Raw genomic sequence first — 25,542 nt, 5'->3', positions numbered from 1 at the left:
ACCTTTTGAAAGCAGTCAATTCAAGACTCAACAACCATGAAAACTTTGCTCTACTGCGGCCTGCTGCTACTCGCCTTGTCTTGTAAAAAGGCTCAATCTGATAGCGTCGCTCCTAAGCCAGATACCGTGCTAGCCGAATACCCGGACTGGTATACGATAAAGGCCCCTATTGATAAAGAAATTGTAGGCGTATGGGGAAATTGGGACAAAACGTTACTGATCTCCACAAGTCGCGCTGTTTTTCGATCAATTGATAAAGGTAATCATTGGCAAGAAGTGCTTCCTCCGCAATCAATCGGCATATTTGGTATTGTTCAGAATCAAGATACTTTATTTACGATGACCACCTTAGTTGGGTATCGAGCTTTAGCATCAGCTGAGCATTTCAGTGTTGATGATGGAATGACGTGGCAATCCTACATGGGGCGAAATCGTATTTTTGACATTCCTAGCCCTTTAACAACCGCCCCCTTTCCAATTAATCCCGTACTGGCCAGTAATGGCATAAGCTACACGATTAATCAAGTCTTTCTGGACGGTCCAACAGCGACAACGGGCATCTTTGAAACACCAGGCATTATTACCTCAGATGGTCGTCGTATCGATTTGCCTCAGCTTCATCAACTACAAAGCTTGTATCTGGACGATCAACAACGATTATACATTGCGGGTACGGACGCGGTCTGCGGTCGAGGGCATTCTGGGGAGAGCTTTTCATTCTGTAATAGCAAGCAGGGGCGGGGTGTGGTCTATATTTCCAAGCGTCCCTTGCCATAGCTTTGATGAACTGTGTTAAACGTCGGGCAATCGAGCGCAGAACAGGCTCTTTTTGGGATCGCACGGCGTGCCTGTAAGCCAAAAGAATTAGTTCGACGAGCTAAAACCCAGTAAGCCCCATTTTCAAATCTAAGTGCCACCAGCGATTAACCCACCTGCTTAGCGTGTGTCTTTGGTAAGCAAAACAGCCAACTCCCAGAAGAAGTCGGCTGTTGGCATTGATCCATATTCTAGAAAGAGTCATTCCTCTAGAAATAATTATAAATGTAACTATAAGTTTTCTCTATTCGAATTTTTTATACTTATCGGTACAGGGTTTTCAGTATGACCTGCTGACTCCTCACACCGAATGCCTGATGAGTCAGCCGTCTTCCAGTCGTTACCATCACTTGAGCCCTACTAGACCAAATCCGATTCATGCGTATCAAAGGTGATTCTCCGGTGGTCGCTTAATATACCATTCCCAATAGAGCAGGCTGTACACCAACCCCACAAGCCCAAAGCCCGGGGCAGTACACCAATTCGTGGCGGTGGGCCATTTCACCCAATCCATGTTCGCTAATCCATTCAATACTCCATTGAGCCCACCTCCCGTCAACGCCCATATCCCCGTACAAAACAGGATAAAGAAGAAAACCGAATGCCGTTTTTTGAAGAAGGGTGCTGTTACATAAATCACCAGTATCGGAATGGTGTAGGGTAGCCAGTAGCCATGTACAGTCAGGTTTATAAAAGCCTCGTAAACTTGCCGTAGGCTCTCCTGAAGAGTGAGCGGCAATTCCGTAACTCGTGGAAGCGCTGTTCCATCCGCCAGCAGGAGACTGGCCGGCAGGCTCACACTCAGCGCATGGAGCAGCAAGCAAATCAGGACTGTAGCGAACGGTCTTACGCCGTAGGTTAACACATCTTCTTGAGCGGTCATTTTTAGCACGATCGTCTTCAACAGAACCTTGCCTTATTAGAGGCTACTCTTATTCAGGTCCCTTTTAGCCAGCGGGTTTAGCCAGCCTTGGTAACCAAGTTGGCTACCGTAGGGTTCTGGCCAAAGCGCTCTTGCCCTACCCGGCTGAACCCAGATTTGTTTTAGTCAGCGATTTCCTGTCCCCTGTGCTGCTCCGCCTGATTGACCCCGGCCTTACTCGGCTAAGGCCAGCAGTGGGCTTTTCAGCGTAAAGAGCCAGTTTGATGGTCATTTCCTCGATCCGACGGCGAGCCACCCGGATTAGCTGCCCATCGAGCAGCGTTAAGGTCATCTGCTTTGAGTTGATCCAGGTTACGGCCCGCACATAAGCGGGGTTAATCAAGGCCCCCCGGTTAGCCCGCAGAAACGCAGGAAGCTGTCGATCAAACGCTTTCAGGGTTTGGCTGACCATCAAGGGCGTCTTCTGCCCGCTTAGATGGATACGGGTATAGTTGCCCTGGCCTTCCAGCCAGGGAATTTGGGTCACGGGTTGCGGTATGCGGTAACCGGGAAAGGCTAAAAGACCCTGGTCGAGTGTTATGGGTTTCATCGTGTACATTGAGTGCATCAACCCCCAAGGCGGCTGTGCGGTGGAACAAATCGTAAGCTTAGTCTCTGAAAGACAGGTAACCCGAGCAGAGGGGCTGCCTGTCCGGTACGGCGGAAAGTGGGTACGCTCCGACCCAATGGAAGCCGAAAGCCAGCGCGTTGTGGTGCAACAACAGACACCCCTTCAACCCGCGGGCTGCAGTTGAGTCAGCCCCCTGTTCAGGTCTGATGACCACTAGGGAGCTCTGCCGTCTTTGACCGAAAAACAGGAGTAGGCGCAGACCGGGCTAGGCCAGCGGGAGGTGCCGGAAAAGACCCGGATTGGGCAGATAACGGGCTCGTATGGCCCTTAGTAAGGTTGTGTGCACAGCAACAGGCCGGTACGAAGTACTCGAGCATTGGCCGTGGGCAAGAAGACCCTTTACCATGGGTGAACGGTGCACCGAAGGGTCCGATTTGTCAAAAGGGGTATTGATAGCTGAGAACGCTCGGTAAACGCAGAAGCGTTGAACTTTGGAATCGGCCACCCGATGGAAAAAAACGCTCCTCAGATGGGTGGGCTGGTTATCTAGCTGGCCAGGCGTGTCAAGTGAGCAATCTGTCCTTTTGAGGGTCATTTCGTTAGCAGGAAACACTTGGTGAATAGCAGCGAGCGCCTAGCAAAGTTAAGGCAATCCGCTACCTAAGCCTGACAAAGTTGGTGCTTAATTCTGTAGAAAATCTGTCGTACTATTGAACCGTGCACGTTACTCGGTCTCAGGTGGGAGGGTATGATGAAACAACACGTTTTTACTACCTGTCAAATGGAATTAGTTGCATTCGGTCTTATGAAACACGCCATTGATGCTATACGGATTCTCTAAAGGCATACGAGTCAGCCCGTCCGGACTCTACTGAACAGGCTGACCGTTTTTAAAGGTTGCTTCGACCTTGTCGCCGTCGGCGAAATAGTAGGTGCCTTTGCCGTTGGGTACGTTACCCTTAAACCAGCCTGCGTATTTATCGCCGTTTCGGTAGTAATAGACGCCGTAATCGGAACGGAGGTTGTCGCGGAAACTGCCTTTGTATTTTACCTTGCCGTCGGCATAATATTCTATTCCTTCTCCGTGTTTGTCCCCTTCTTCGAACTCGCCCGCGTAACGCTCACGGGTTGGGTAGACGAATACGCCCGTTCCATCCTCACAATCGCCTGACACACAGCCCACCATTGCCCGATTGCCGGTTGGCTGGCTCGGTGCTTTGGCGGGTGTAACGACCGGCCGAGTTGCGGCTACGCTGCCCGGTGGCGTATTGATAGGTTTGGGCACCATCGCCGTCGGGGTTTTTATGGCCGTTCGGCTTTTAGGGTACATGGCTTCCGCTTCCAGCCACCCTTTCCGAATGGCCTCAATGCGGGCCGGTTTGGCCGGGTGCGTTGAGGTCGCATGTTCATCGCCCAGCGCCCTGACGGCCACGGTGGCGTCTTCCAGCGACGCCCCCAGCTGGTGAAGCACAAAACCCGAAAATTTATCGGCTTCAATTTCTTTTATTGGCTGTCCGCCCCGGCCGTCGATGGTGTGGCCCTGCAAATGGTGCCCGATCTCGTGCGCCATGATGCTAATCGCCGACCAGTCGGTTTCGGTTTCCTCTTCGATCTGCTGCATGAACGCGGCATCATAGACAATGAACCGCTGGCCTTTCAGAACCGTGGCAAAGCAGTTGTCGGTATTGGAACATTCGATGACTTTGAAGTTCCGCATCAGGCCGATGGGTTTCAGGATTCGGTCAACGACATTCTCGGCGTGGCGGGTTGAGGTGGCGGTAGGGGTGCAGATAACGTCTGGACTCACTTTGCCGCCTGTATAGCTGCAGATGAAGGCGCCGGATGCAAACGGCAGGGGAGTGGGCGTTTGGGCAAACAAGGGAACGGCAAGGGCCGTTGTCAGAAAAACAGAGGATAACGCTAGAGCCGCATTCACAGGCATAACCGGGTGGGGTTAATCGTTCAACACGGCAGAATAACGAAGAAGGAGAGGTCGCTATTTTAGGCTCACGATGAGAAAGTTTTGTGGAATAGTAGCCGGAAAGGTGTCTGACGAGCGTTAGTCGGTGCGGGTATTTGACGAACTTGCGTGTAAAACCCGCAGATTATGAAATACAGAAAACTTGGCAATACAGCCGTTGAGCTATCGGCTATCGGGCTGGGTTGCATGGGCATGAACCACGCCTATGGTGAACCAAATGATGAAGAATCCATTGCCACTCTTGAAAAAGCCCTCGACTTAGGTATCAACTTCTGGGATACCGCCGATGCCTACGCCAATGGGAAGAATGAAGAACTGGTGTCAAGAGTGCTGGTCCCGAACCGTGACAAGATCTTCATTGCCACCAAATTCGGCTTTCGCGCCGATGCGAACGGGAAACTGACGGAGTTCGATGGGTCACCGGCTTACGTGAAAATAGCCGTGGAAGCCAGCCTGAAACGACTCCGAACAGACGTAATCGACCTGTATTACGCCCACCGGATTGACCCCAACGTGCCCGTAGAAGATATGGTTGGGGCTATGGCCGACCTGGTGAAAGAGGGTAAAGTGCGGTACCTTGGGTTGTCCGAAGCGTCGGCAAACTCCATCCGCCGGGCCAACACGGTGCATCCTATTTCAGCCCTTCAAAGTGAGTATTCGCTGCTCACACGGGAGGTTGAAACCGAAATTCTGCCGCTTTGTAAGGACTTGAGTATATCGTTCGTGCCGTTTAGCCCGCTGGCGCGGGGTCTGATAACCAACGCACTGGACGTGAATGAGTTGTCGGCTACTGATTTCCGGAAAACCTTGCCCCGGTATCAGAAGGAGTACGAAGAAAACAACAAAAGTCTGGCGCAGGGCTTTGCCGAAATCGCGGAGAACAAAGGCTGTACGCCCGCTCAGCTGGCACTGGCCTGGGTGCTGGCGCAGGGCGACAACATCATTCCTATTCCTGGTACCAAACGCAGAAAATACCTGCTTGATAATGCCGGAGCTGTGGATGTTGAACTAACGCCCCACGACAGTGCCGCCCTCGAAACCCTGCTGGCAACCTACCCCAACACCGGCGACCGCTACAACGAAGCGAACTACAAGTTTGTGGATCGGAATTAATTCATTAGTCCGTATTCACCAGCGTGCTGTGGTGTCAGGTCCTGAGACCTGACACCACAGCACGCTGGTACACCTATTACTTCGCCCATTACTTAAACCGCTGCACCGCCACTTTACCTTTAGCCCCGACGGCGTAACAGGTACCTTTGGCGCAAGCCACCGAATGAAAGCCATCGGTGTCGAGTCGTTGCCAGGTCTGGCCCTGATCGGCAGAAAGGCTCGTGCCGGAAGGCCCTACCGTGAGCAGCCGGTCGCCGGGGAGCAGGGCAATGGCTTCTTTCAGGCCGGGCGGGTCGGTGGGGGTGAGTAACTGCCAGGTTTGCCCGCCATCGCGCGTAATGGCTGCGTTCGCGCCGGGTAACTGTTCCATCTTGTAGTTGCCGCCAACAACAACGCCGATTTTATTCGTGAAAAAGCGCATACCGAACAGGCCTGTGGCTTCGCCCGCCGGGAGCGGGGTGTTGCTCACCGTCCAGGTACGCCCCCGGTCGCTGGATCGGAAAACCCGCCCGAACGTGCCACCACCCGATGCGATCCAGACAGTTCGCTTGCCCTGCACTACGAGGCTGGTACCACTGGCCGCAAAGGCGGCTTCGTTGGGTTCCATTAGCGGTAAAGCCGACGATGACACCGGTTGCCAGTTTTGGCCTCCGTCGTCGGTGGTTAGTATGAACCATTTGCCATCGATGGGGTCGCTGAAGACAATGCCATGCTGGGCGTCCCAGAAGTCGATGCCGTCAAAAAACACACCTTTCTGCTGGGTTTGGTAAAGGAGAGTCCAGTGAAGCCCGGCATCGGTCGTTTTATAGATACGGGCCTGTCCCTGCTCGGCGGGCCCGGCGCTCATGAGGTAAGCCGTTTGGGCATCGACGGCCTGGACATCCCGAAAGTCGCAGGTTTGGGCATCGGGAACGGTGCCGGTTTGCCACGTTTTACCCCCGTCGGCGGTTCGAACAAACGTGCCTTTCGTGCCGCCCATCCAGGCCACATCCGGGCTGGCCACACTAACCGCCCGAAAGCTGGCATCGGTACCAACAGATTGCGGTTGCCACTGCGAGAATGCGGGCAGCGTTAATAAAAAACTGAAGACGACACTCAAGAGTATGTATTTCATCGGGAATGTATTGGCGGCAAAATGGTGAAAATACCGGCGAAAGCCAATCCATCCAACTGGCTGGTCAGGGTGTTGCCGGGCGGGAAAGGGGACTGGTTTGCGGTAGCTGGGTTTTCAGCCGGTCAATTTCATCGGCCTGGCTGGACGCTTTGAAGTAATAATAAAGACCAAGAATCAAAAACACTTTCGACAGGATGAAAATGGCGATAAAGGCGGTACGCCAGTACTTATGCACCCGAATGTGCGTGTTATCTACCTCAACGTGTACATAAGAAGGTTCCGTTGACCGGGATTCAGTCGACTTGGGCTCCGTGTAGGTGTGAGCCGGTTCTTCCCACTTTTTTACTTCCGTCTGGCTGATGCGCAACTCAACGGCCTCCCGGATACCGGGTGGGGGAGGCACGGCATTCCGCAGGAAGTAGTCTTCCATACTGGCTTCCAGTTCGTTTAATTCAGCCAGCACATCCGCATCGGTAGTCAGAAGTTTCTCTACTTCTTCCTTTTCTTCATCTGTCGCTGAGCCTAACAGATACGCTTCCAGAATACCACTTCTTAAATACTGATAGGTCTTCACAGTAAATGCGATTGAGACGCACGAAGGTACTTAAAATACAGCGAAAACCCTTTAAAAACGCTTGCAGGGGATAGTGTAACCTTTTCGTGTTGGCTTTTGACAGCTCTATGGTAGACAGCCAACTTGAAGATCAGCGAAAATTTCCGGTCAATTACTGGCGGTACTGATGCTGAATACTTTGTGTGAGCAGCTGGTAAATTTCATAGAGTTTTGGCTGACTGCTTAGATAGGTCAAATGAGTTTCCAGGGTGGTCAGATCACCACGGCGGGCGGGGCCGGTCTGTACATCAGCGGGGTCGGGAGCGGCCAGCCCTTTCCGAAAGGTTTCGCCGATAATAGGCCGCAGCAGGTCGAAGTCCAGCCCATCCTGAACAGTAAGGTCGTGAGCGAGGGTGAGCAGATGGTTGGTGAAGTTACAGGCAAAAACAGCCGCAACGTGCAGCGTCCGGCGTTCTTCGGAGGTGATGATGTAAACAATATCGCTAATGTCCTGACCCAATTGAACCAACGTTTCCTCCGTTAGGCTGTCGCTCGATTCGATGCAGAGTGGAATTTCGTCGAACACCATGAACGACTGCCCTTTGCTGAACGTCTGAAGCGGATAAAAAACGCCGGTCTGAACGGGCACATCACTGTAAATAGCCATCCACTGTTCCAGCGAGGCCAGTGTACGGGCACCGGCGGTATGCACAAGAATGGCATCTTCCGGTAGAACCAGTTGCGAACAGACCGGTTCGAGGGCATCGTCGGGGATGGCCAGGATGAATAATTTCGATGGGCTATCGGCGAAGTTCAACTCCGAATGGGTGCGGGCGTCATATAAATTACTGACCAGCTGGCGGGCGTGCTGCAACTGTCGGCTATAGACCTCATTGATGTGGTGGCCCGCATTTTCGAGCGCCGGAGCAAGGTGCCAGGCAAGATTACCGGCACCGATAAACGAAATTTCCATGTTCAAGTATAGGCTATTTTACTTGATTCTGAGCCTGACCACCAAACGCCTTCCCGGAATTTTAGTGAACAGATGCCGTCACACAGCCTAACTAAGGCTTCCATTTGCTAACCATTTGGGTGCTTATCCAGTTACTCATTAGCTTAGTCTACTGAATTATTAGATTAGTGGCACATGAAACTATCGTCTCGTCTTCGTCAATATGGAAATTCTGGTCCTGATACTATACGCAATGGCATTACTCCTGTTGTTCGTATATAACTGTGGTCAATTAAGTCTGATAATCATTTATTTGCGTTCAGAAAAGAAGCGTCGGGCAATGGCTCAGTTGCCGGTCAATTACTCGCCGGAAACGCTGCCCCGGCTAACGGTTCAATTACCTGTTTATAATGAACTGTACGTCGTTGAGCGGTTGATCGATGCCGTTGTGCTGCTCAAATATCCAAAAGAGAAGCTTGATATTCAGGTGCTGGACGACTCGACGGATGAAACTGTCGCCATCGTAGCCCGAAAAGTGGCCGAATACAAACAGCAGGGATTCGATATCGAGCACATCCGTCGGCCGGAGCGCAAAGGGTTTAAAGCCGGGGCCCTCGCCTACGGGCTCACCCTGGCAAAAGGGGAGTTTGTCGCTATTTTCGACGCCGATTTTGTACCGGATCCTGATTTTCTGCTAAAAACGGTGCCGCACTTTGCCGATCCGAAAGTAGCGATTGTGCAAACCCGCTGGGAGCACCTGAACGAAGACTTTTCGCTGATTACGCAATTGCAGGCGTTCGGGCTGAATGCCCATTTCACGGTCGAGCAAAGCGGACGCTATGCCGCCGGACTACTGGCTAACTTCAACGGTACCGGCGGGGTCTGGCGCAAAATAGCCATAGCTGATGCCGGCGGCTGGCAAAGCGATACCCTGACGGAAGATCTGGACCTGAGCTATCGGGCGCAACTGCGGGGCTGGAAGTTCGTGTACCGGGAAGATGTGGGTTCGCCCGCCGAGCTGCCTGTGGCCATGAATGCCCTCAAGTCGCAGCAATACCGTTGGATGAAAGGGGCTGCCGAATGCGCCCGAAAGCTCTTTGTCAACGTCCTGAAAACGCCGGGTGTCTCCCTGTCGATGAAGCTGCACGCATTTTTTCACCTCTTCAGCAGTGCCACCTTTATTCTGGTGCTGATTCTGGGGGTTATGAGTGTGCCCCTCATTTACATTCGCAGCCAGCACCCGGAGTGGGAGTGGGTGTTCGTTGTGATCAACCTGTTTCAGTTCAACCTGCTGATATTAATTACTTTTTACGGTATACCTGTATGGTTCTTGAAAGGTGCGAACAAAGCCCGGCTGGCGTGGTACTTTCCCATGTATTCATCCCTGATGATGGGCTTGTCACTGCACAACACCATTGCGGTGATTGAAGGGTACATGGGCCGCAAAACACCTTTTGTCCGGACGCCCAAGTTCAATGTAAAGACGGCTGCCGATAGCTGGGCCGCCAACAAATACATTAGTCGCCGGATCAGCTGGTTAACTGTTGCTGAGGGATTCCTGGCTTTATACTTCTTTTTTGGCTTAGGGCTGGCTATTTACCTTCAGGATTTCCGGATGTTTTTTCTGCATATCATGCTGATGGTGGGTTTCGGTATGGTTACAATTTATTCGCTTATTCAAGCCGTAAGGCGCTCATCACCAGTACGTATATTGCCCTTGACCAGTGTAGTGGTTAAGGAATCTCATTAACTCTTTTTACAGTCTGGCCTAGTAATTGTAGGGCATTAAGCGACAGGTACGGAGTGCTTCACGAACGAAAAATATTTCAAATCGTCGTGACACTTATTCGTATACCAATCGCTTAATGCCTACTTTTGCTATATACATATGCTATACCGAAAGAAAACCGCTATATAAAAAATCTGGCATTCAATTAGACGATTGGGCCAATTTTGGCCGTTTGATAGAAGAAAGTCCCATACGCTACCAATTCTGAACTATAAAGTACCCTCAATGGTGAACCCTTACTTTGTTCACACGTCTGTCGTTAGCCACTTAATTCCCGCTGTCACCAGGCTCCTGTTTGTTCCGAACGGGTGGCTTATGATGGGATGCTGGTTGCTTGTAGGACTGGGTGTGAGCTTAGCACAGGAACAACCCGCCACTACCCCCGCCCGACGCGGGGCAACTAATCGACGGCAACAGGCCGCAGCCGATTCGGCACGCGCCAACGCACGCCGTCGGGCTATTATACGCGCCGACTCCGTAAAACAGGCGCTTCAGGAGCGTAATGACAGTATCCGTTCGTTACGAAGTGCCAACCGGCGACCAACCGTTAACTGGCCCGACCGACGCGCCACGCGGTTTTCGGAGCGATCATCCAAATCACCGTTTATTCTTCGCGACCCCAAAGGTGTTGCCACCGATTTTCGATTAGGACCCGATGGCAACATTGCCGTTACCGAACGTGTACGGTCGGGGGTATCCCTGTCCGGCGCACCCATGAGCAACACCGCTACCAGCTCCGCGCCGGTTGTGGGTACCGCTGTGCAGGGGGCTATTCTGCCGCCTTCCCAATTTGGGCTGCCGTATCGACCCAGCGAAACAATTCCGTTCTCTACTTACAACCAGATTCAGAATCAGCGGGTAGAACAAAATATATGGCGTGAGTACAGCGCCAAACGCGATGGGCAAAGTGCGCTGAGCGGCCGGGGACTGGTGCCTAAACTCGAACTGCCGCCCGTTATCGACCGGCTTTTCGGTGGTAGTCAGGTCGACTTCAAGCCCAATGGCTTTGTGACCCTCGATTTCGGGTATCTGTATCAATTCATCGACAATCCGGTTCTTCCCGTTCGGCAGCGCCGGAATGGTAATTTTCTGTTCAATGAGCAGATCAGTATAAATTTCAATGGCAAGATTGGCGAAAAGCTGGGCGTACTGGCCAATTTCGACACCAAAGCCAGCTTTAACTTCGAGAACGCCCTCAAACTTAATTATCGGCCGGGCGGTGGTTTACCTGCGTTGGGGACCGGACAAGGCCTGCCGGGAATGCCTAATCTGCCCGGTGTTCCCAACCTGCCGGGTACACCCAACCTGCCCGGTACGCCTAACTTGCCCGGGATGCCGGGCATGAACGGGTCGATGCCCAATTTTGTACCCCAAAACGAAAGCATCCTGCAAGGGCTGGAAGTAGGTAACATCAGCTGGGCGGTCAACAGCCAGTTGATTCCGGGCGTTCAGAACCTATTCGGTATAAAAACCCAGTTGCGGTTTGGTAAGCTGAATGCCACACTGGTGGCCTCGCAACAGCGGTCGCGGAAGAACGAGATCGTGCTGCGGGGCGGAACGTCGAACCGACCGTTTGAGATCCGGGCCGATCAGTACGACGAAAACCGCCACTTTTTTCTGTCGCAGTTTTTCCGGGCCAACTACGAATCGTCGTTAAAGACGTTGCCCCAGGTAACCTCCGGGGTGAACGTGACGCGCGTAGAAGTATACGTGACGAACCGAACGAATACTACCGAATCCCTGCGGAATATCGCTGGTTTTCAGGATTTGGGTGATGGCAATCCTTACGCACAGAACAATCCGAACCTGCCGCCCTTTTCGCGCAGTAACCGAACTCCAACCGATAACGCGGCCAACAGCCTGTACAACCGGCTGACGGCTAACACCGCCAACCCATTTCGTCAGGTAGACCGGGCAAATGAGATTTTAACGGGCACCTACGCACTCAACAAAGGAACGGACTACGATCTGCTGCGGGGCGCCAAACGCCTGACCGACCGCGAGTACAAACTCCAGCCCGAACTGGGGTATATCTCGCTGGTAACGCCCCTCCGCAACGACGAGATTCTGGCCGTTGCCTATGAGTATACCTACCAGGGCCGACGCTATAAAGTGGGCGAACTGACGGAAGATTATCAGGCCCGGCGGGACGATGAGGTACTGGTGCTGAAACTGCTGAAGTCGGCTACGCTCCGGAACAACCTCCAGTTGCCGATGTGGAACCTGATGATGAAAAACATCTACTCCCTCAATACGGCGCAAATTACCCGACAGGGATTCCAGTTGCGGGTCATCTATAAAGACGACTTAACGGGTATCGACAACCCGAACCTCCAGGAAGGGCCGATTCAGAATATACCGCTGGTACAGGTTTTTGGCATGGACCGGCTCAACCAGCAGCTGGACGCCCAACCCGACGGAAACTTCGATTATGTCGAGAATATCACCATCGACAGCCGGTATGGGAAGATCATCTTCCCGACGCTGGAGCCGTTTGGCGCTTACCTGGCGAACAAGCTGGGCAATGACGCAACCTTACGGTCCAAGTACGTATTTGACCAGCTGTACCGAACCACCCAGACCGATGCCCAGCAGATTGCGGAAAAGAACAAGTTTTTTCTGAAAGGTTCTTTCCAGTCGGGAAATGGTGCCGAAGTGCAGTTACCGTATGGCGTCAACGAGCAGTCGGTAACAGTAACGGCGGGTGGTGTGCCGCTGGTAGCCGGTCAGGATTACGTACTCGAAGCGCAGATAGGCCGGTTACGGATCATTAATGAAAGTGTAACAAACTCAGGCCGCGAAATTCGCATCAGCTATGAGCAGCCTGACCTGTTCCAGAACCAGATTCGAACCCTGATCGGTACCCGGCTGGATTACGCCATCAACCGAGACGTTAGCATCGGGCTGACGGCGATGCACATGAAAGAGACACCCGCCGGTTTTCTGACCCGTGTGGCGCTTGGCAATGAGCCCGTCAACAACACCATTCTGGGCGTTAATGCCAACATCCGCAAAGATGCACCCGGCCTGACGCGCCTGCTCGATGCCTTGCCGGGCGTACAGACAAAAGAACCGTCGGCCATTCAGCTCAATGCCGAAGTGGCTCAGCTGTTTCCCGGTACGAACCCAAAGGCGCGGAACGAAAGTTACCTGGACGATTTTGAAGCGGCCCGTACCATCTTCGATCTGACCCGTCAGCCCACCCGCTGGCGATTGGGGGCTACTCCCCAGCAGTTTCCGCAGGGCTCCTTTGCCGACCCACTGCCGTTTGCCTACAACCGCGCCCGTATGTCGGTGTACACCGTCGACCCCAGTATTTTTGGCTCGACGGGTACGCTGGGTGTAGCCTCGAATATTGATCTGGACGACGTAAACGGCCACGTTTATGAGCGCCCTTTCCTGCCGCAGGATTTATTTCCGGGTCGATCGGCGCGGGTGGTTCAGTTGCCGGAAAGTATCCTAGACGTTTCGTACTTCCCGTCCGAGCGGGGAATGTACAATTACAACACCAACCTGGATGCGGCCGGTAGACTGCCGAACCCAAGGCAGAACTTCGGGGCTGTCACGCGGGCCATTGCATCGGACATTGATTTCGATAACGCCAACATTGAGAACGTAACGTTCTGGCTGATGGACCCCTTCGTACCCGGTGAGGCTGGTAAAGTACGGGGCAGCAGCGATGATGCCAAGAATGGCAATAACACCACGGGGGGGAAGCTGGTCTTTAACCTCGGCGACATTTCGGAAGATGTTATTAAAGACGGCCGGTACGAGTTCGAGAATGGTTTTCCGGCCAGTGCCGATACGGCCAACAATCCCAGAATAGGAGGCATTCAGACTACCAGCTGGGGGAAAGCGCCCACGCAGCAGTTCGTTACGAATGCGTTTCAGAGTGGCGTCCGCGACCGGCAGGATATTGGTCTGGACGGCTTAAGCAGCCAGCCTACTATTCCGAACGGGGTGACGTCCGAACAGCAGTTCTTCCAGAACTATCTACGGGCCATTCAAACACGCGTGACCGACCCGGCAGTGCTGTCGGAGATTCAGCAGGACCCCTCCGGCGATGATTTTAAATTTTATCTGGGCGAAGAAGCTGATCGGCAGAAATACATTGTGGCGCGGTACAAGTGGTTTATGGGTATGGAGAATAACTCCCCCGAAAACACCAGTACCAACCAGTTTCTGACCCCCGCATCATCGACACTACCCGATATTGAAGACCTGAACATCGATAATACCGTCAACGACAATGAAGCCTATTATGAGTATGAGATAGACCTGCGGCCCGGTAAGCTGGAAGTGGGTTCTTCTAAATACATTGTCGATAAGGTATCGGTGCCGACAAAAGGAGCACCGGGGGGCGTTGTCACCTGGTACCAGTTCCGCATTCCGATTCGTGAGCCGCTCCGTAAAGTGGGCAGCATTAACGGCTTTAAGTCGATGCGTTTCATGCGGATGTACCTAACGGATTTTGCCGAACCCGTCGTGCTGCGTTTCGCTGAGTTGCAGATGGAAGCCAACCAGTACCGTAAGTATACCGGCGACCTGACCCAGCGTGGCTTGCAGGAAGTGCCCGAACCGTACGATGCCAACTTCACGGTGTCGACGGTTAACGTAGAAGAAAATAGCAGCACCCAGACAAGCGCACAAGGGGGCGACAAATACGTTTACAAAGTGCCGCCGGGCTACATTCGTGACCGGGATTATACCCAGCCGAACGTCGTTGAACTCAACGAACAGTCCATGCGCCTGAGCGTAACCAACCTGCGGGATGGCGATTCGCGCGGGGCGTTCCGGAATACTAATTTGAACCTGCTGTTCCGGGAGCGGCTCAAAATGTTCGTGCACATGCATAACCCGGACAAAGAAAGCGGACAGGTGTCTACCTTTATTCGGGTAGGAACGGATTATACGGACAACTACTACGAAATCGAAATTCCCGATCTGGTGGCTACTCCGTCCGGCAATCAGGATCCTGAAATAGTCTGGCCGAGTGCGAATGAACTGGATCTGGCGCTGGAAGAACTGATCAATCTGAAAGCCAATCGAAACCGTCTCTACACCCGCCGAACTTCGCTCCCGTACTCGGAACGATCAGCGAATAACCGGTACATACTAACCGTAGTGGGTAGTCCGGATTTAAGCTCGGTGCAGTCGATTATGATTGGCGTTCGCAACCCTAAAAAAGAAGGGGACGGCGAGCGGCCCAAATCCTTTACGGTCTGGGTAGATGAACTACGGGCCTATGGGTACGACCAGCACGCAGGTATGGCCGCCATCGGGTCGCTGAACATGAAACTGGCCGACATTGGTACACTGACAGCCTCCGGCCGAATCACGACCTTTGGGTTCGGCGGAGTGCAGACGCGCATTGGCGAGCGGGCACTCGAAACAACAACGGAATTTGGCTTCTCGTCGGCGCTGGCCGTCGATAAGTTCCTGCCTGCCAGCTGGGGACTTCGTATCCCGCTCTACGTGAACTACGACCACCGCAACGTGGACCCGCACTTTGATCCGCTGGACCCCGATACGCCCCTGCAAACGTCGCTGTCGACAAAGGCAGAATCGGACCGGGACAGCTACCGTCAACTGGTGCAGGATAACACAACCCGCCGGGGATACAATTTCTCGAATGTCAGGAAGGTAAAGACCAACCCGAATGCCAAATCGCACTTCTGGGACTTCGAGAACTTTGCGTTCACATACGCCTTTACTGATGCGAAACGGACCAATATTCTGACCCAGGAGTACCTCCAGCAGCAGACGCGCGGGGGCATTGCCTACACCTACAGCGGTCAGCCGAAAGCGTTTGAACCATTCCGCAACAAGGCGTCTTTCGAGGCTCCGTACCTGCGCTGGCTCAAGGATTTTAACCTGACGCTGCTGCCTTCGCTGGTGTCGATTCGCACCGATCTGGACCGGAGTTTCATTAAGACGCAGCTACGTTCTTCGGACCTGACAACCAATGGCATTGTGCCGCAGTACGAAAAATATTTCCTTTTCAACCGGTATTACGACCTCACCTGGAACCTCACGCGCAGCCTGGTACTGACCTACCATGCGCAGGCCAACGCTATCATTGACGAACCCGCGGGCGATATTAACACCCAGGCCAAGCGGGACTCCATCCTGACCAGCCTGAAGAACCTCGGACGGATGAAAAACTTCGTGCAGGACATTCGGGCCACATATCGATTGCCGCTGGACAAAATCCCGCTGCTCGACTGGATTGCCGCCGATGCCATCTACGGCGTTGGGTACCAGTTTCAGGCCAACTCCTATGGCGTGGTCGATTCGCTGGGTGTACCCTTTGGCAATGTTATCCGTAACAACCGCGAGCGGGGCATTACCGGACGGGTCGATCTGATTCGATTGTATAACAAAATCCGGTATCTGCGTTTCGCAAACACCCCGTCGCCCATTCGCAAGAATTTCGCCCGTAACCCCGGCGACATTGAGGACATTGTCCGGAGTGAAAACACGGTGCTGAAAAACTTTACGCGGGCATTGCTAACGGTTCGGGGGATCAACTTCTCGTACACGCAGCAGGAGTCCACGATTCTGCCGGGATTTTTGCCAACGCCGAAACTGTTTGGCGTCAGTTCCGAGAATGCGCCGGGGCTTGGGTTTGTGCTGGGTAATCAGGACCCGAACATCGCCTACAGAGCGGCCGATAAAGGGTGGCTCTCGCCCAGTACGGTACTCAATACGGCCTTCCAGCAAAACATTACCCGAAAGTTTACCGCCAATACGACGCTGGAGCCCTTCAAAGATTTCAGGATGCAGATCAACTGGCGGCTGGACCGAACGGATGCGTATCAGGAATACTTCCGGCCGGGGGCGCAGGGAGGTTCGTTCGAGACGTTCTCGCCGGTTCGTAACGGGCAGTTCAGTATGTCGTTCTGGTCGTTCCGGACTGCCTTTGAAGGATTGCGGGGTGATAACACATCACCCATTTTTGACCGGTTTGAGAGTTACCGTGAATTTTTTGTTGAGAAGTTGACTAAAGCCAATGCGGAAGGTGTGGTAAAAGGAGAATATACCAAAACTTCGCAGGATGTGCTGATTCCCGCCTTCTTTGCGGCTTACAGCGGACAGCCCGTTGATAAAGCTCAACTGTCGCCGTTCTATAATTTCCCCTTGCCAAACTGGACAGTTGCCTACAATGGTCTGTCGGGGCTGGGCATTATCCGGAAGCAGTTCAGTGCGTTTACCATCAACCACAGCTATTCGTCGACCTACAGCGTTGGGAACTTCATCTCGAACCTGGACTATACGGCCGCTTATGTCAACCTGGCCGTGCAGGGCTACCCAATGGCCGCAGCCATCAACCAGTTAGGGCAGTATGTGCCGGTGTTTGCAATGAGTACCATCACCATGTCGGAGAAATTTCAGCCTCTGATTGGGGTACAGTTTCAGACGAAAAGCCGCATCAGCGGGCGGCTGGAGTACAACCAGAGCCGCGATGTAGCCCTGAATCTGTCGAATTCGCAGGTGGCCGAACTGAGCAATAAGGACCTGACGGCTTCGGTGGGCTTCACCCGGCAGAATGTACGCATCCCGTTCCTGATAAACGGGGCCGTCAAGCGATTGAAGAACGACCTGACCTTCTCCTGTAACCTGACCCTGCGCGATACGCGGGCCATTCAGCGGAAACTGGATGCTGAGCAAATCATTACGGCTGGCAACGTCAACTTCCAGCTTCGCCCGCAGATCAGCTACATCGTTAACCGCCGGTTGAACTTCAACTTCTACTTCGACCGTACGTTCAACGATCCGCTCGTATCGAACTCCTTCCGGCGCGCTACCACATCGGGCGGTATCCAGGTGAAGTTTAATCTGGCCGAGTAAAGCCGGTTCGTCAGACCGTTTATACCCTGAAAAATGCCGCCGACGTAGTAAGCCGGGCTCTTTAGAACACATTTTTCCCGTATTGGTTTTCTGGTAAACCATGGCTTTCGCCTGAGAGGAGCTTTAAACGTCCTGTCTTAAAATGGTGACGTTTAATGCTCTCCTCAGGCGAAAGCCATGGGCAAACGATAGGGGGATGGAAACGTGGCAGGAAAACGAGTGGCAGGTTGCCTGATAGGTATTTTTTTTGTCGTATATCCTGTGTTGGCCCAGGAGTCAATACCAAAATTTGCCCAGCGCGGACTAGGCCGGTTTATTTACCAAACCCTGAACGATACCTCGTCGGCAGCTTCGTCGCGGGTGTTGGTTTTTCCGGCGGCTGGTTATTCTCCCGAAACCAGCCTGGAAATTGGGGTACGTGCCTTTTCTTTGTATTACGCCAAAGACGACACGCTGGTAAACCGATTGAGCGAAATCGTCCTGTACAGTTTCGTGACGTTGCGGGGGCAGTTTGGTGTTCAGCTCGAAAATGCGGTGTACACCGACAAAAACACGTATTACCTGCTGGGCCGGGCTCGGTATCAGCAATTTCCACTGTTGTACTACGGCATAGGTCCCGAGTCCCAACGAGCTAGACCATCCCTGGTGAATTCCAGTTATATACAGTTTCGACAGCGGGCACTGCGAAAAGTGATTGAAAACCTCTATGCCGGACCGGAGGTTGACTTTCAGAGCTTACAGGGTGTTTCATTTGAAAACAACGATCTGGCTGCTGTTGACTTGCCGTTGGGTGGGCGCGGGTCAACAACGCTGGAACTAGGGGTTACATTGGTTTATGACAATCGAAAAAACATCCTGAACGTGCGGAAGGGTGCTTTTCTGGAAATGGCTGTCCTGCGAAATACGCTGCAAACCCGGGACTTCGGGTTTCAGCGTATGGTGTTCGACGGGCGGCTTTACCGGCCGCTGGGAAATCGTAACCGGATACTGGCGCTACAGGCAACGGGCATGTTTATTAACGGGAATGTGCCGTTCAATAGTCTGGCTCTGCTGGGGGGCGAAAATACCATGCGGGGCTACTACCTCGGCCGATACCGCGATAAAAATCTGCTGGCCGCGCAGGCTGAACTACGCTGGCTGCCTTTCGCTTTTAGCCGACGCTGGGGCGGCACCTTGTTTGGCGGTATCGGCACCGTTGCGCCAACGGTTAGTCAGGTGCAGTTCAACCGGGTACGCTGGGCGGTTGGGGGAGGAGTTCGATTCCTGTTTTTCCAGAAGAAAGACGTGTACCTTCGCGCCGATCTCGGCATCACGCGTGAAGGTACCGGTATCTACTTTTCACTGGGCGAAGCTTTTTGATTCCGCTAACGGGAGCCAGCAGGGGGCTATTTTCGTCTCGTTGGGTTACAGGCTATGCCGGGCTATTAACATTCCGGGATGTTGCCGGTTGATGTAAGCAAACAAATAAACCTCATGAAATACAACCAACTTGGCAATACCGGTGTACTCGTCTCCGAAATTTGCCTCGGCACCATGACTTTTGGCGGTAATGGCTACTGGAAAGCCATGGGCGAACTCCAGCAGGATGCCGTCAACGACATCGTAAAAACGGCTGTTGATAACGGCGTTAACTTTATCGATACCGCTAATGTATACTCCTTCGGTGAATCGGAACGGTTGCTGGGGCAGTCGATCAAATCGCTCGGCCTGTCGCGCCATGAACTCGTAATTGCCACCAAAGTGCGGGGCCGTATGGGTGAAGGCAAAAATCAGGTGGGCCTTGGCCGCTTGCAAATTATGCAGCAGATAGAGGATAGCCTCAAACGCCTGCAAATGGACCATGTCGACCTGTACCAGATTCACGGGTTTGACCCAATTACACCCCTCGAAGAGACTATGCGCGGGCTGGAAGATGTGGTGCGAAGCGGCAAGGTACGCTACGTTGGCTGTTCCAATCTGGCGGCCTGGCAGGTTATGAAAGCCAACGGTATTGCCGAGAAGTACGGCTGGACGAAATTTATTTCCACGCAGAATTACTACTCCATTGCCGGTCGCGATCTTGAAAATGAGATTGTACCAATGGTGCAGGATCAGCAGATGGCGATTTTGCCCTGGAGTCCGCTGGCGGGTGGTTTTCTGTCCGGTAAATACACGCGAAACAACAAACCGGAGGATGGGTCACGGCGGCTCAACTTCGACTTCCTGCCCGTCAATCAGGAACGTGCCTACGACATTATTGAAGTGATGCAGTCCATTGCCGAAGCGCACCGCGAAGATGGAGCGGGGGTGTCGGTAGCCCGGATTGCGCTGGCCTGGGTGCTGGCAAAAGCGGGCGTTACGAGTGTCATTATCGGGGCTAAAAACACCGATCAGCTGCTGGATAACATCAAAGCCGTTGACATACGCTTAACGACGGAGCAGCTTCAGCAACTCGACGAAGTTAGTGCTACGCCGAAGCCGTATCCGCAATGGATGATCGAGCGGCAGGGGAACGACCGACTGGGGGCAGCTAATTTCTCACCGAACCAATCGACGGTAGCTGCCAAATAGTTGACTATCAGTGAAATCAGATAGCTGAGCAGAACGTCCTCGCTGGTATCGCTTGCAAATACGCCCTCATCTGTCGTATTTTGCGACCATAAATCAATTTCCCTACAATGAATTTTCCCGCAGAACTAAGCTATACGGAGGATCACGAATGGATTCGGATAGAAGAGGACGGTACGGCCGTAATTGGTATTACTGAATTCGCACAACACGAACTGGGTGATATTATCTTCATTGATGTTGCGACCGTTGGTCAGTCGTTACCGAAAGGGGATGTTTTTGGCGCGGTTGAGGCTGTTAAAACCGTATCAGATCTGTTTCTGCCGGTAGAGGGAGAAATCCTTGAACTGAATCCGGCCATCGAAAAATCGCCGGAACTTCTAAACAGCGACCCATATGGTGAGGGCTGGATTATCCGCCTGAAACCCGCTGATGCGTCGCAACAGGACGGCTTACTGACCGCCGATGCTTATCGGGAATTGGTTGGTGCCTGATTTACCGCATTGAACTCCAGAAGGCTCCGCAAGGGGCCTTTTTTTTAAACAATCATTTTTACCCGGTTCCTGCTCCTGAAAACAGCCGGGACGTCACTCATGCAACTCCTGATTCGTTCTGCCCGTATTGTTGATGCTGCTTCATCGTTCGATGGACAGGTATGTGATATTCTGGTCGAAAATGGCCTGATTCGTCAGATTGGCAACAGCTTGCCCGTCGACACGAACGTTCGGGTCGTTGAAGCCGATAATCTTCACGTCTCCCTGGGTTGGGTCGATATGCGCGTGCTAACCCAGGACCCCGGTTACGAACACAAAGAAGACCTGACCAGTGTGTGCCGGGCCGCTGCCGCCGGTGGCTTCACCGATATCGCCGTGCTTCCCAATACGCAGCCTGTTGTGGATGCCAAGGGCACACTAGCCTATATTCAGCGGATGGCCGAGGGGCAGCCGGTACGCGTACATGTCATTGCCGCCGTTACGAAAAAAGCTGCCGGTGAAGATTTTACGGAAATGCTCGACCTGCATCATGCGGGTGCTGTTGCATTTTCGGATGGGAATCACCCGCTTCAGAACCCCGATCTGCTGCTCAAAACGCTCCAGTATTTACAGCCGGTCAATGGCGTGCTCATGAACCGCCCGGAAGAAACGCTGCTAACCCGCTTTGGACAGATGCACGAGGGCGTTCAGAGCACGCTGCTCGGCCTGAAAGGTATGCCTGCCCTGGCAGAAGAGCTGATGATCGAGCGTGATTTGCGGCTACTGGACTACGTGATGGGGCAGGGGGCAGAGGGCGAAGCCTCGGTTCATTCTGTGTTGCACTTTTCCACGATCTCAACGGCACGGTCGGTGGAGCTGATACGGCAGGCCAAAGCGCAGGGTAGTCCGGTAAGTTGTGATGTAGCGGCCCATCAACTGGTTTTTGACGATTCGGCTTTGTCGGGCTTCGATACAAATCTGAAAGTAAACCCGCCATTCCGGTCGGTGGCCGATGTGCGTGCGTTATGGGACGGCCTGAAAGACGGCACCATCGATGCCATCGTATCGGACCATACGCCCCACGACCCCGAATGCAAAAATCTGGAATTCGACCAGGCGGATTTTGGTATCATTGGCCTGGAAACGGTTTTCGCCAATGCCGTCATGTACGATCAGGACTTACCTTTGGCACAGCTCATCGACAAGCTGACCACCCGGCCCCGGCAAATACTGCGCCTTCCGGTAACGGCCATTGCCGAAGGGCAACCGGCCACCCTGACGCTCTTCGATCCAACGGGGAGCTGGACGTACGACCGTACGTTCTCTAAATCGAAAAACTCACCATTTCTGGGCCAGACGCTCACGGGCCGCGTAATCGGTACGGTGCATCGCGGCCAATTGACGACTACCTTATGAAATCCATCCTCAATTATTTTAGTCATCCGCTGCTGAAAATCCCGCTTCTTGCCGGACTGGCTACGGGTGTTCTTTGCTTTCTTTATTTCCTGGGTCTGTATGCCATTGGCGTACCGGCGCTCGGAAATATTCGCGTTCTCGATTACGGGATTCACATCATTATGATCATTGCCACCGTCTGGTATTACCGGAAGCACATTGGCCAGGGGCGGCTTCATTTGTGGGAGGGCTTAACGATTGGTTACGTTCTTAATACGATAGCGGCTCTGGTAACGGGATGGCTTATTTACCTCTTTGTGACGCAGATCGATCCGGGTGTTTTTGCCGAATACGTCACGAATTCCAAGAAGTTGCTGCTGGAGGGTAAAAAGCAGATCACCGATCAGTTTGGTCCGGAAACCTTTGCCCAGCAGTGGGAAAAAGTATCGACCATGCAGCCGGGCGTGCTGTTGCCTGACGAACTTACCAAAAAAACAGCGTTGGCCGTGCTGCCCGTTCTGATCATTTCGCTTATTTTTCGCAAGCAGGATTACAGCATCATGCAGTAAAACCAATTTCTTATGGAAGAACAACCGTCTACCGCTCGTGTGGCCCTGAAATGGGGTGTTATTTTTGGCCTCGTACTGATGGCGATTACTCTGATCATGTACCTCACCGATCAGGCGACCAATCCGCTGTTCAGCGGGCTGACTTTAGGGGCAATGGTTGCCTTTCTGATTCTTTCGATGCGGGAGTTCCGGTCGTTGAACGGGGGCTACATGACCTACGGCGAAGGGCTCGGTTTGGGAGCCCTTACCTCGGCTGTGGGGGGGCTGCTCTCCTCGGCTTTCACGACCTTCTACAATGTCGTTATCGACCCAACGGTGCAGCAACGCGCCCTGGAGCAGGCCCGCGAGAAGCTCGAAGAACAAGGGTCTATGTCCGACGAAGCCATTGATCAGGCTATGGAAATGTCCGAGAAGTTCCAGTCACCGGGTTTTACGTTCATTGCAGGCGTATTCGGAACGTTAATTGTCGGCTTTCTTTTATCGCTGATTGTGGCTGCGTTTATACGCCGGAACAAAGCAAATCCGTTTGACTAAGTACTTGTATACCCGTTTTGTGGTGAACTGTAAATCGAGTTCTATCTGTGCTGGCTATTTTCCGTAAAGAGGTCAATCAATTTTTCTCGTCGCCAATCGCCTACATCATCATGGGCGTGTTCCTGACAGCCGTAGGGCTCTTGCTCTGGGTGTTTCCGGATACGAGTTTGCTGGAGAATGGGTATGCCGATATGGGTACTTTTTTTAATCTGACGCCCTACGTCATGCTGTTTCTGGTGCCCGCCATCACCATGCGTTCCATCGCCGACGAAGTGCGGGCGGGTACGCTGGAATGGCTGCTCACCAAACCCGTCAGTCGGTGGGGCGTAGTAGGCGGTAAGTTTCTGGCGAGCTGGCTGCTTGTTGTGGTCACACTGCTCCCCACCTTATTGTATTATGTTACCCTGTATCAGCTTGGGTCACCCGTCGGTAATATCGACTCGGCGGGCGTATTCGGGTCATACATTGGATTAGCGTTGCTGGCGGGCGTGTTTGTCGCCATTGGCTTGTGGGCTTCTTCGCTCAATGATAACCAGGTAGTGGCCTTTGTGCTGGGCGTATTCTTTTGTTTTTTGCTGTATGTAGGCCTGAGCGCCCTGGCGGGATTGCCCTTGTTCGGCAGCTTTTCGTATTACTTATCGCTCTTTGCGCTGGATGAACAATACCGGTCCCTCGGCCGGGGTATCATCGACACCCGCAACGTTGTGTATCTACTCAGTCTTATTATTCTTTTTCTTCTTCTGACAGCCAACAGGCTGAAATCAACCTGATGAAAATTACTCCGACTTTAGTGCGATGGATGGCCATTGCCTGGACGATTATAATGCTTATCGGCTGTTTGACACCCCATGCCGATTTGCCGGATGAATTATTGACCTGGAACGATAAGGGGCAGCATTTATCCATATTTGCCCTGTTTGCCATACTCTGGCGCATAACGGGCTTCCCGTTCATTACGGTTATGGTGGCGGGGCTGCTTTTTGGCGCACTAATTGAAGTTCTTCAATATGTATTGCCCATCAACCGCAGCGGAGACTGGGTGGATCTGGCGGCCGATTTCGTGGGTGTTCTCATTGGCTTGCTGCTGGTACCCGCTATTCAAAAAGTGGTAAAGGTCGAGTATTGATCGTTGGGTAAGGCTTCATCAAAAAAGGCCCGATGCTAACAACAGCATCGGGCCTTTTTTGATGAAGCCTTAGTCAGTAATCTGCCGTTAGTGCATAGCTGTTGGTCGGGAGACCGCATTGCACTTGGCACTGATAATTTTGTAAGCCGGCAAATAGCCCATTCCCCCTGACCGGCTCAGAATTGGTGGTGTTGACAACAGTTATCTCGATGGACTTGTCAAAATCAGTAAGTGCGTTTTCAAACTCACCTAGTCTGGTTTTAATCAGCCCGCGTCGATAATAAAGTTCTGCGTCTTCCTTACTTAGCTCAATGGCCCGGTTAAAATCGACTATTGCATTTTTATAGTCATCCAGTTTGAATCGGGTCTATCCACGCCCTGCCAGTGCCTGCGATCTGTTAGGTGACTTTTCAAGACATAGACTGTAGTCGACCAGTGCCCCTTTGTAATCGTTCAACTGCATTTTACAGTTTCCTCTGGTTATCAGTAGGGCAACATCGTTTGGGCCAGGGTTAGGGCTTTATGGAAGTCGGACAGCGCGCTGTTCATGTAATTGATTTGTTGCCGACAGAGCCCCCGGTTGTAATACAGTAACGCATCGTTTGGGTTCAACTTAACCGCCCGGTTAAGATCCTGCATGGCCCCGAAAATCTTCCTGGCGCGTGCGGTTTACGCCCCGCTATAAGTATGCGTTGGCATCGCCGGGGGTAAATTCAATGGCTAAGTCAACGCCTAAGTTGGCCATCTGTATATCGTTCAGGCTAATTTGGTCAGTGCCCGGTTGTAATAACTCGGACCGTTCTCGGGGTTTTGAAGAATAGACATCGTGAAGGCGTGTAGGGCAACCGGATAGTCTTTTGCGGCACTTTTTTGAAGGCCATCGTTGAAATAGTCCGTTGCCTTTTGTGTTTGCTGAGCAAAGGACAACTGCATTTGAGTGGTCAGATAAAGGAAGAGCAGGGGTATGGATACTGTTCGCACAGGACTTTACGGTTAGGTGTTGATTTAAGTATACTAGCTGATTTATCTTTCCATTGATACAATTAATGGCTAAAGGCATACATATATGTATACCAAAAATAAAATAAATTTTCAAATAGTAGTAGGTAACAAATAAGGTTTATCCGTGTTGTCTATAGAGGGCCATATACAACCACGGGTCCACGAGCCAGCCAACAGGGATTCTGATGCCTGGCGGTACCATAGGGCAGGGGAAAGTAATTTGTGGTGGAACAG

21 protein-coding genes are annotated in these 25,542 nt (G+C 52.6%); 12 read left to right on the top strand and 9 right to left on the bottom strand.

What is annotated here, in order from left to right; translation table 11 throughout:
• Window positions 1-36 precede the first annotated feature (36 nt).
• A complete protein-coding gene (locus ACYVJM_RS10785) occupies window positions 37-777 on the top strand; it encodes a beta propeller repeat protein (protein ID WP_461148231.1) in 741 nt (246 codons plus the stop codon).
• 424 nt (window positions 778-1,201) lie between these two features.
• Here ACYVJM_RS10785 and ACYVJM_RS10780 read toward each other — a convergent pair whose 3' ends face one another.
• From ACYVJM_RS10780 to ACYVJM_RS10770, 3 genes are all read right to left on the bottom strand, one after another.
• Window positions 1,202-1,699 carry a hypothetical protein gene (locus ACYVJM_RS10780; RefSeq protein WP_461148230.1) on the bottom strand — a complete coding sequence of 166 codons (498 nt, stop codon included), beginning with the start codon at window positions 1,697-1,699 and terminating at the stop codon, window positions 1,202-1,204.
• Between the two features lie 136 nt (window positions 1,700-1,835).
• Complete coding sequence (locus tag ACYVJM_RS10775) at window positions 1,836-2,288, bottom strand: LytR/AlgR family response regulator transcription factor (RefSeq protein ID WP_461148229.1); 453 nt, start codon at window positions 2,286-2,288, stop codon at window positions 1,836-1,838.
• 889 nt (window positions 2,289-3,177) lie between these two features.
• Window positions 3,178-4,251 (bottom strand): M48 family metalloprotease, encoded by a 1,074-nt coding sequence (locus ACYVJM_RS10770; RefSeq protein WP_461148228.1) that lies wholly within the window; start codon window positions 4,249-4,251, stop codon window positions 3,178-3,180.
• 165 nt (window positions 4,252-4,416) lie between these two features.
• On the opposite strand from ACYVJM_RS10770, the gene ACYVJM_RS10765 reads away from it, so the two are divergent.
• The gene (locus ACYVJM_RS10765) at window positions 4,417-5,403 is read left to right on the top strand and encodes an aldo/keto reductase (protein WP_461148227.1); all 987 of its coding nucleotides are present in this window, start codon (window positions 4,417-4,419) and stop codon (window positions 5,401-5,403) included.
• An 88-nt stretch (window positions 5,404-5,491) separates the two neighbouring features.
• Here the strand turns inward: ACYVJM_RS10765 and ACYVJM_RS10760 are convergent, their stop codons facing one another.
• From ACYVJM_RS10760 to ACYVJM_RS10750, 3 genes are all read right to left on the bottom strand, one after another.
• On the bottom strand, window positions 5,492-6,517 hold the full coding sequence (locus ACYVJM_RS10760) for a WD40/YVTN/BNR-like repeat-containing protein (protein WP_461148226.1): 1,026 nt from the start codon (window positions 6,515-6,517) through the stop codon (window positions 5,492-5,494).
• A 64-nt stretch (window positions 6,518-6,581) separates the two neighbouring features.
• Window positions 6,582-7,091 (bottom strand): hypothetical protein, encoded by a 510-nt coding sequence (locus ACYVJM_RS10755; RefSeq protein WP_461148225.1) that lies wholly within the window; start codon window positions 7,089-7,091, stop codon window positions 6,582-6,584.
• A gap of 151 nt (window positions 7,092-7,242) precedes the next feature.
• Window positions 7,243-8,043, bottom strand: coding sequence for a Rossmann-like and DUF2520 domain-containing protein (locus ACYVJM_RS10750; RefSeq protein WP_461148224.1), 801 nt, complete (start codon window positions 8,041-8,043; stop codon window positions 7,243-7,245).
• 202 nt (window positions 8,044-8,245) lie between these two features.
• Between ACYVJM_RS10750 and ACYVJM_RS10745 the strand changes: the two genes are divergently transcribed.
• From ACYVJM_RS10745 to ACYVJM_RS10700, 10 genes are all read left to right on the top strand, one after another.
• The gene (locus ACYVJM_RS10745) at window positions 8,246-9,772 is read left to right on the top strand and encodes a cellulose synthase family protein (protein ID WP_461148223.1); all 1,527 of its coding nucleotides are present in this window, start codon (window positions 8,246-8,248) and stop codon (window positions 9,770-9,772) included.
• 264 nt (window positions 9,773-10,036) lie between these two features.
• On the top strand, window positions 10,037-17,662 hold the full coding sequence (sov, locus tag ACYVJM_RS10740; RefSeq protein ID WP_461148222.1) for a T9SS outer membrane translocon Sov/SprA: 7,626 nt from the start codon (window positions 10,037-10,039) through the stop codon (window positions 17,660-17,662).
• 204 nt (window positions 17,663-17,866) lie between these two features.
• A complete protein-coding gene (locus ACYVJM_RS10735) occupies window positions 17,867-19,021 on the top strand; it encodes a BamA/TamA family outer membrane protein (protein WP_461148221.1) in 1,155 nt (384 codons plus the stop codon).
• A 114-nt stretch (window positions 19,022-19,135) separates the two neighbouring features.
• Entirely contained in the window at window positions 19,136-20,212 is a 1,077-nt protein-coding gene (locus ACYVJM_RS10730) for an aldo/keto reductase (protein ID WP_461148220.1), read from the top strand.
• Window positions 20,213-20,319: 107 nt separating this feature from the next.
• Window positions 20,320-20,703: a glycine cleavage system protein GcvH gene (gene gcvH / locus ACYVJM_RS10725; RefSeq protein WP_461148219.1), complete on the top strand. Its 384-nt coding sequence runs from the start codon at window positions 20,320-20,322 to the stop codon at window positions 20,701-20,703.
• Window positions 20,704-20,802: 99 nt separating this feature from the next.
• Window positions 20,803-22,098: a dihydroorotase gene (locus ACYVJM_RS10720; RefSeq protein ID WP_461148218.1), complete on the top strand. Its 1,296-nt coding sequence runs from the start codon at window positions 20,803-20,805 to the stop codon at window positions 22,096-22,098.
• Window positions 22,095-22,646: a DUF4199 domain-containing protein gene (locus tag ACYVJM_RS10715; protein ID WP_461148217.1), complete on the top strand. Its 552-nt coding sequence runs from the start codon at window positions 22,095-22,097 to the stop codon at window positions 22,644-22,646. The genes ACYVJM_RS10720 and ACYVJM_RS10715 overlap by 4 nt, the downstream gene beginning before the upstream one ends.
• A gap of 12 nt (window positions 22,647-22,658) precedes the next feature.
• Window positions 22,659-23,180 carry a DUF4199 domain-containing protein gene (locus tag ACYVJM_RS10710; RefSeq protein ID WP_461148216.1) on the top strand — a complete coding sequence of 174 codons (522 nt, stop codon included), beginning with the start codon at window positions 22,659-22,661 and terminating at the stop codon, window positions 23,178-23,180.
• Window positions 23,181-23,227: 47 nt separating this feature from the next.
• A complete protein-coding gene (gldF, locus tag ACYVJM_RS10705) occupies window positions 23,228-23,950 on the top strand; it encodes a gliding motility-associated ABC transporter permease subunit GldF (RefSeq protein ID WP_461148215.1) in 723 nt (240 codons plus the stop codon).
• The gene (locus ACYVJM_RS10700; RefSeq protein ID WP_461148214.1) at window positions 23,950-24,306 is read left to right on the top strand and encodes a VanZ family protein; all 357 of its coding nucleotides are present in this window, start codon (window positions 23,950-23,952) and stop codon (window positions 24,304-24,306) included. Before gldF ends, ACYVJM_RS10700 begins: the two co-directional genes overlap by 1 nt.
• A 73-nt stretch (window positions 24,307-24,379) precedes the next feature.
• On the opposite strand, the gene ACYVJM_RS10695 is transcribed toward ACYVJM_RS10700, so the two are convergent.
• The 3 genes from ACYVJM_RS10695 to ACYVJM_RS10685 form a co-directional block, all read right to left on the bottom strand.
• Window positions 24,380-24,619, bottom strand: a complete 240-nt coding sequence (locus ACYVJM_RS10695) for a hypothetical protein (protein WP_461148646.1) — start codon at window positions 24,617-24,619, stop codon at window positions 24,380-24,382.
• 170 nt (window positions 24,620-24,789) lie between these two features.
• On the bottom strand, window positions 24,790-24,945 hold the full coding sequence (locus ACYVJM_RS10690) for a hypothetical protein (protein WP_461148213.1): 156 nt from the start codon (window positions 24,943-24,945) through the stop codon (window positions 24,790-24,792).
• Between the two features lie 117 nt (window positions 24,946-25,062).
• A complete protein-coding gene (locus ACYVJM_RS10685) occupies window positions 25,063-25,287 on the bottom strand; it encodes a hypothetical protein (RefSeq protein WP_461148212.1) in 225 nt (74 codons plus the stop codon).
• Window positions 25,288-25,542 lie beyond the last annotated feature (255 nt).

The organism is Spirosoma pulveris (assembly GCF_054781875.1).
This window is presented reverse-complemented; position numbering and strand designations above follow the sequence as displayed.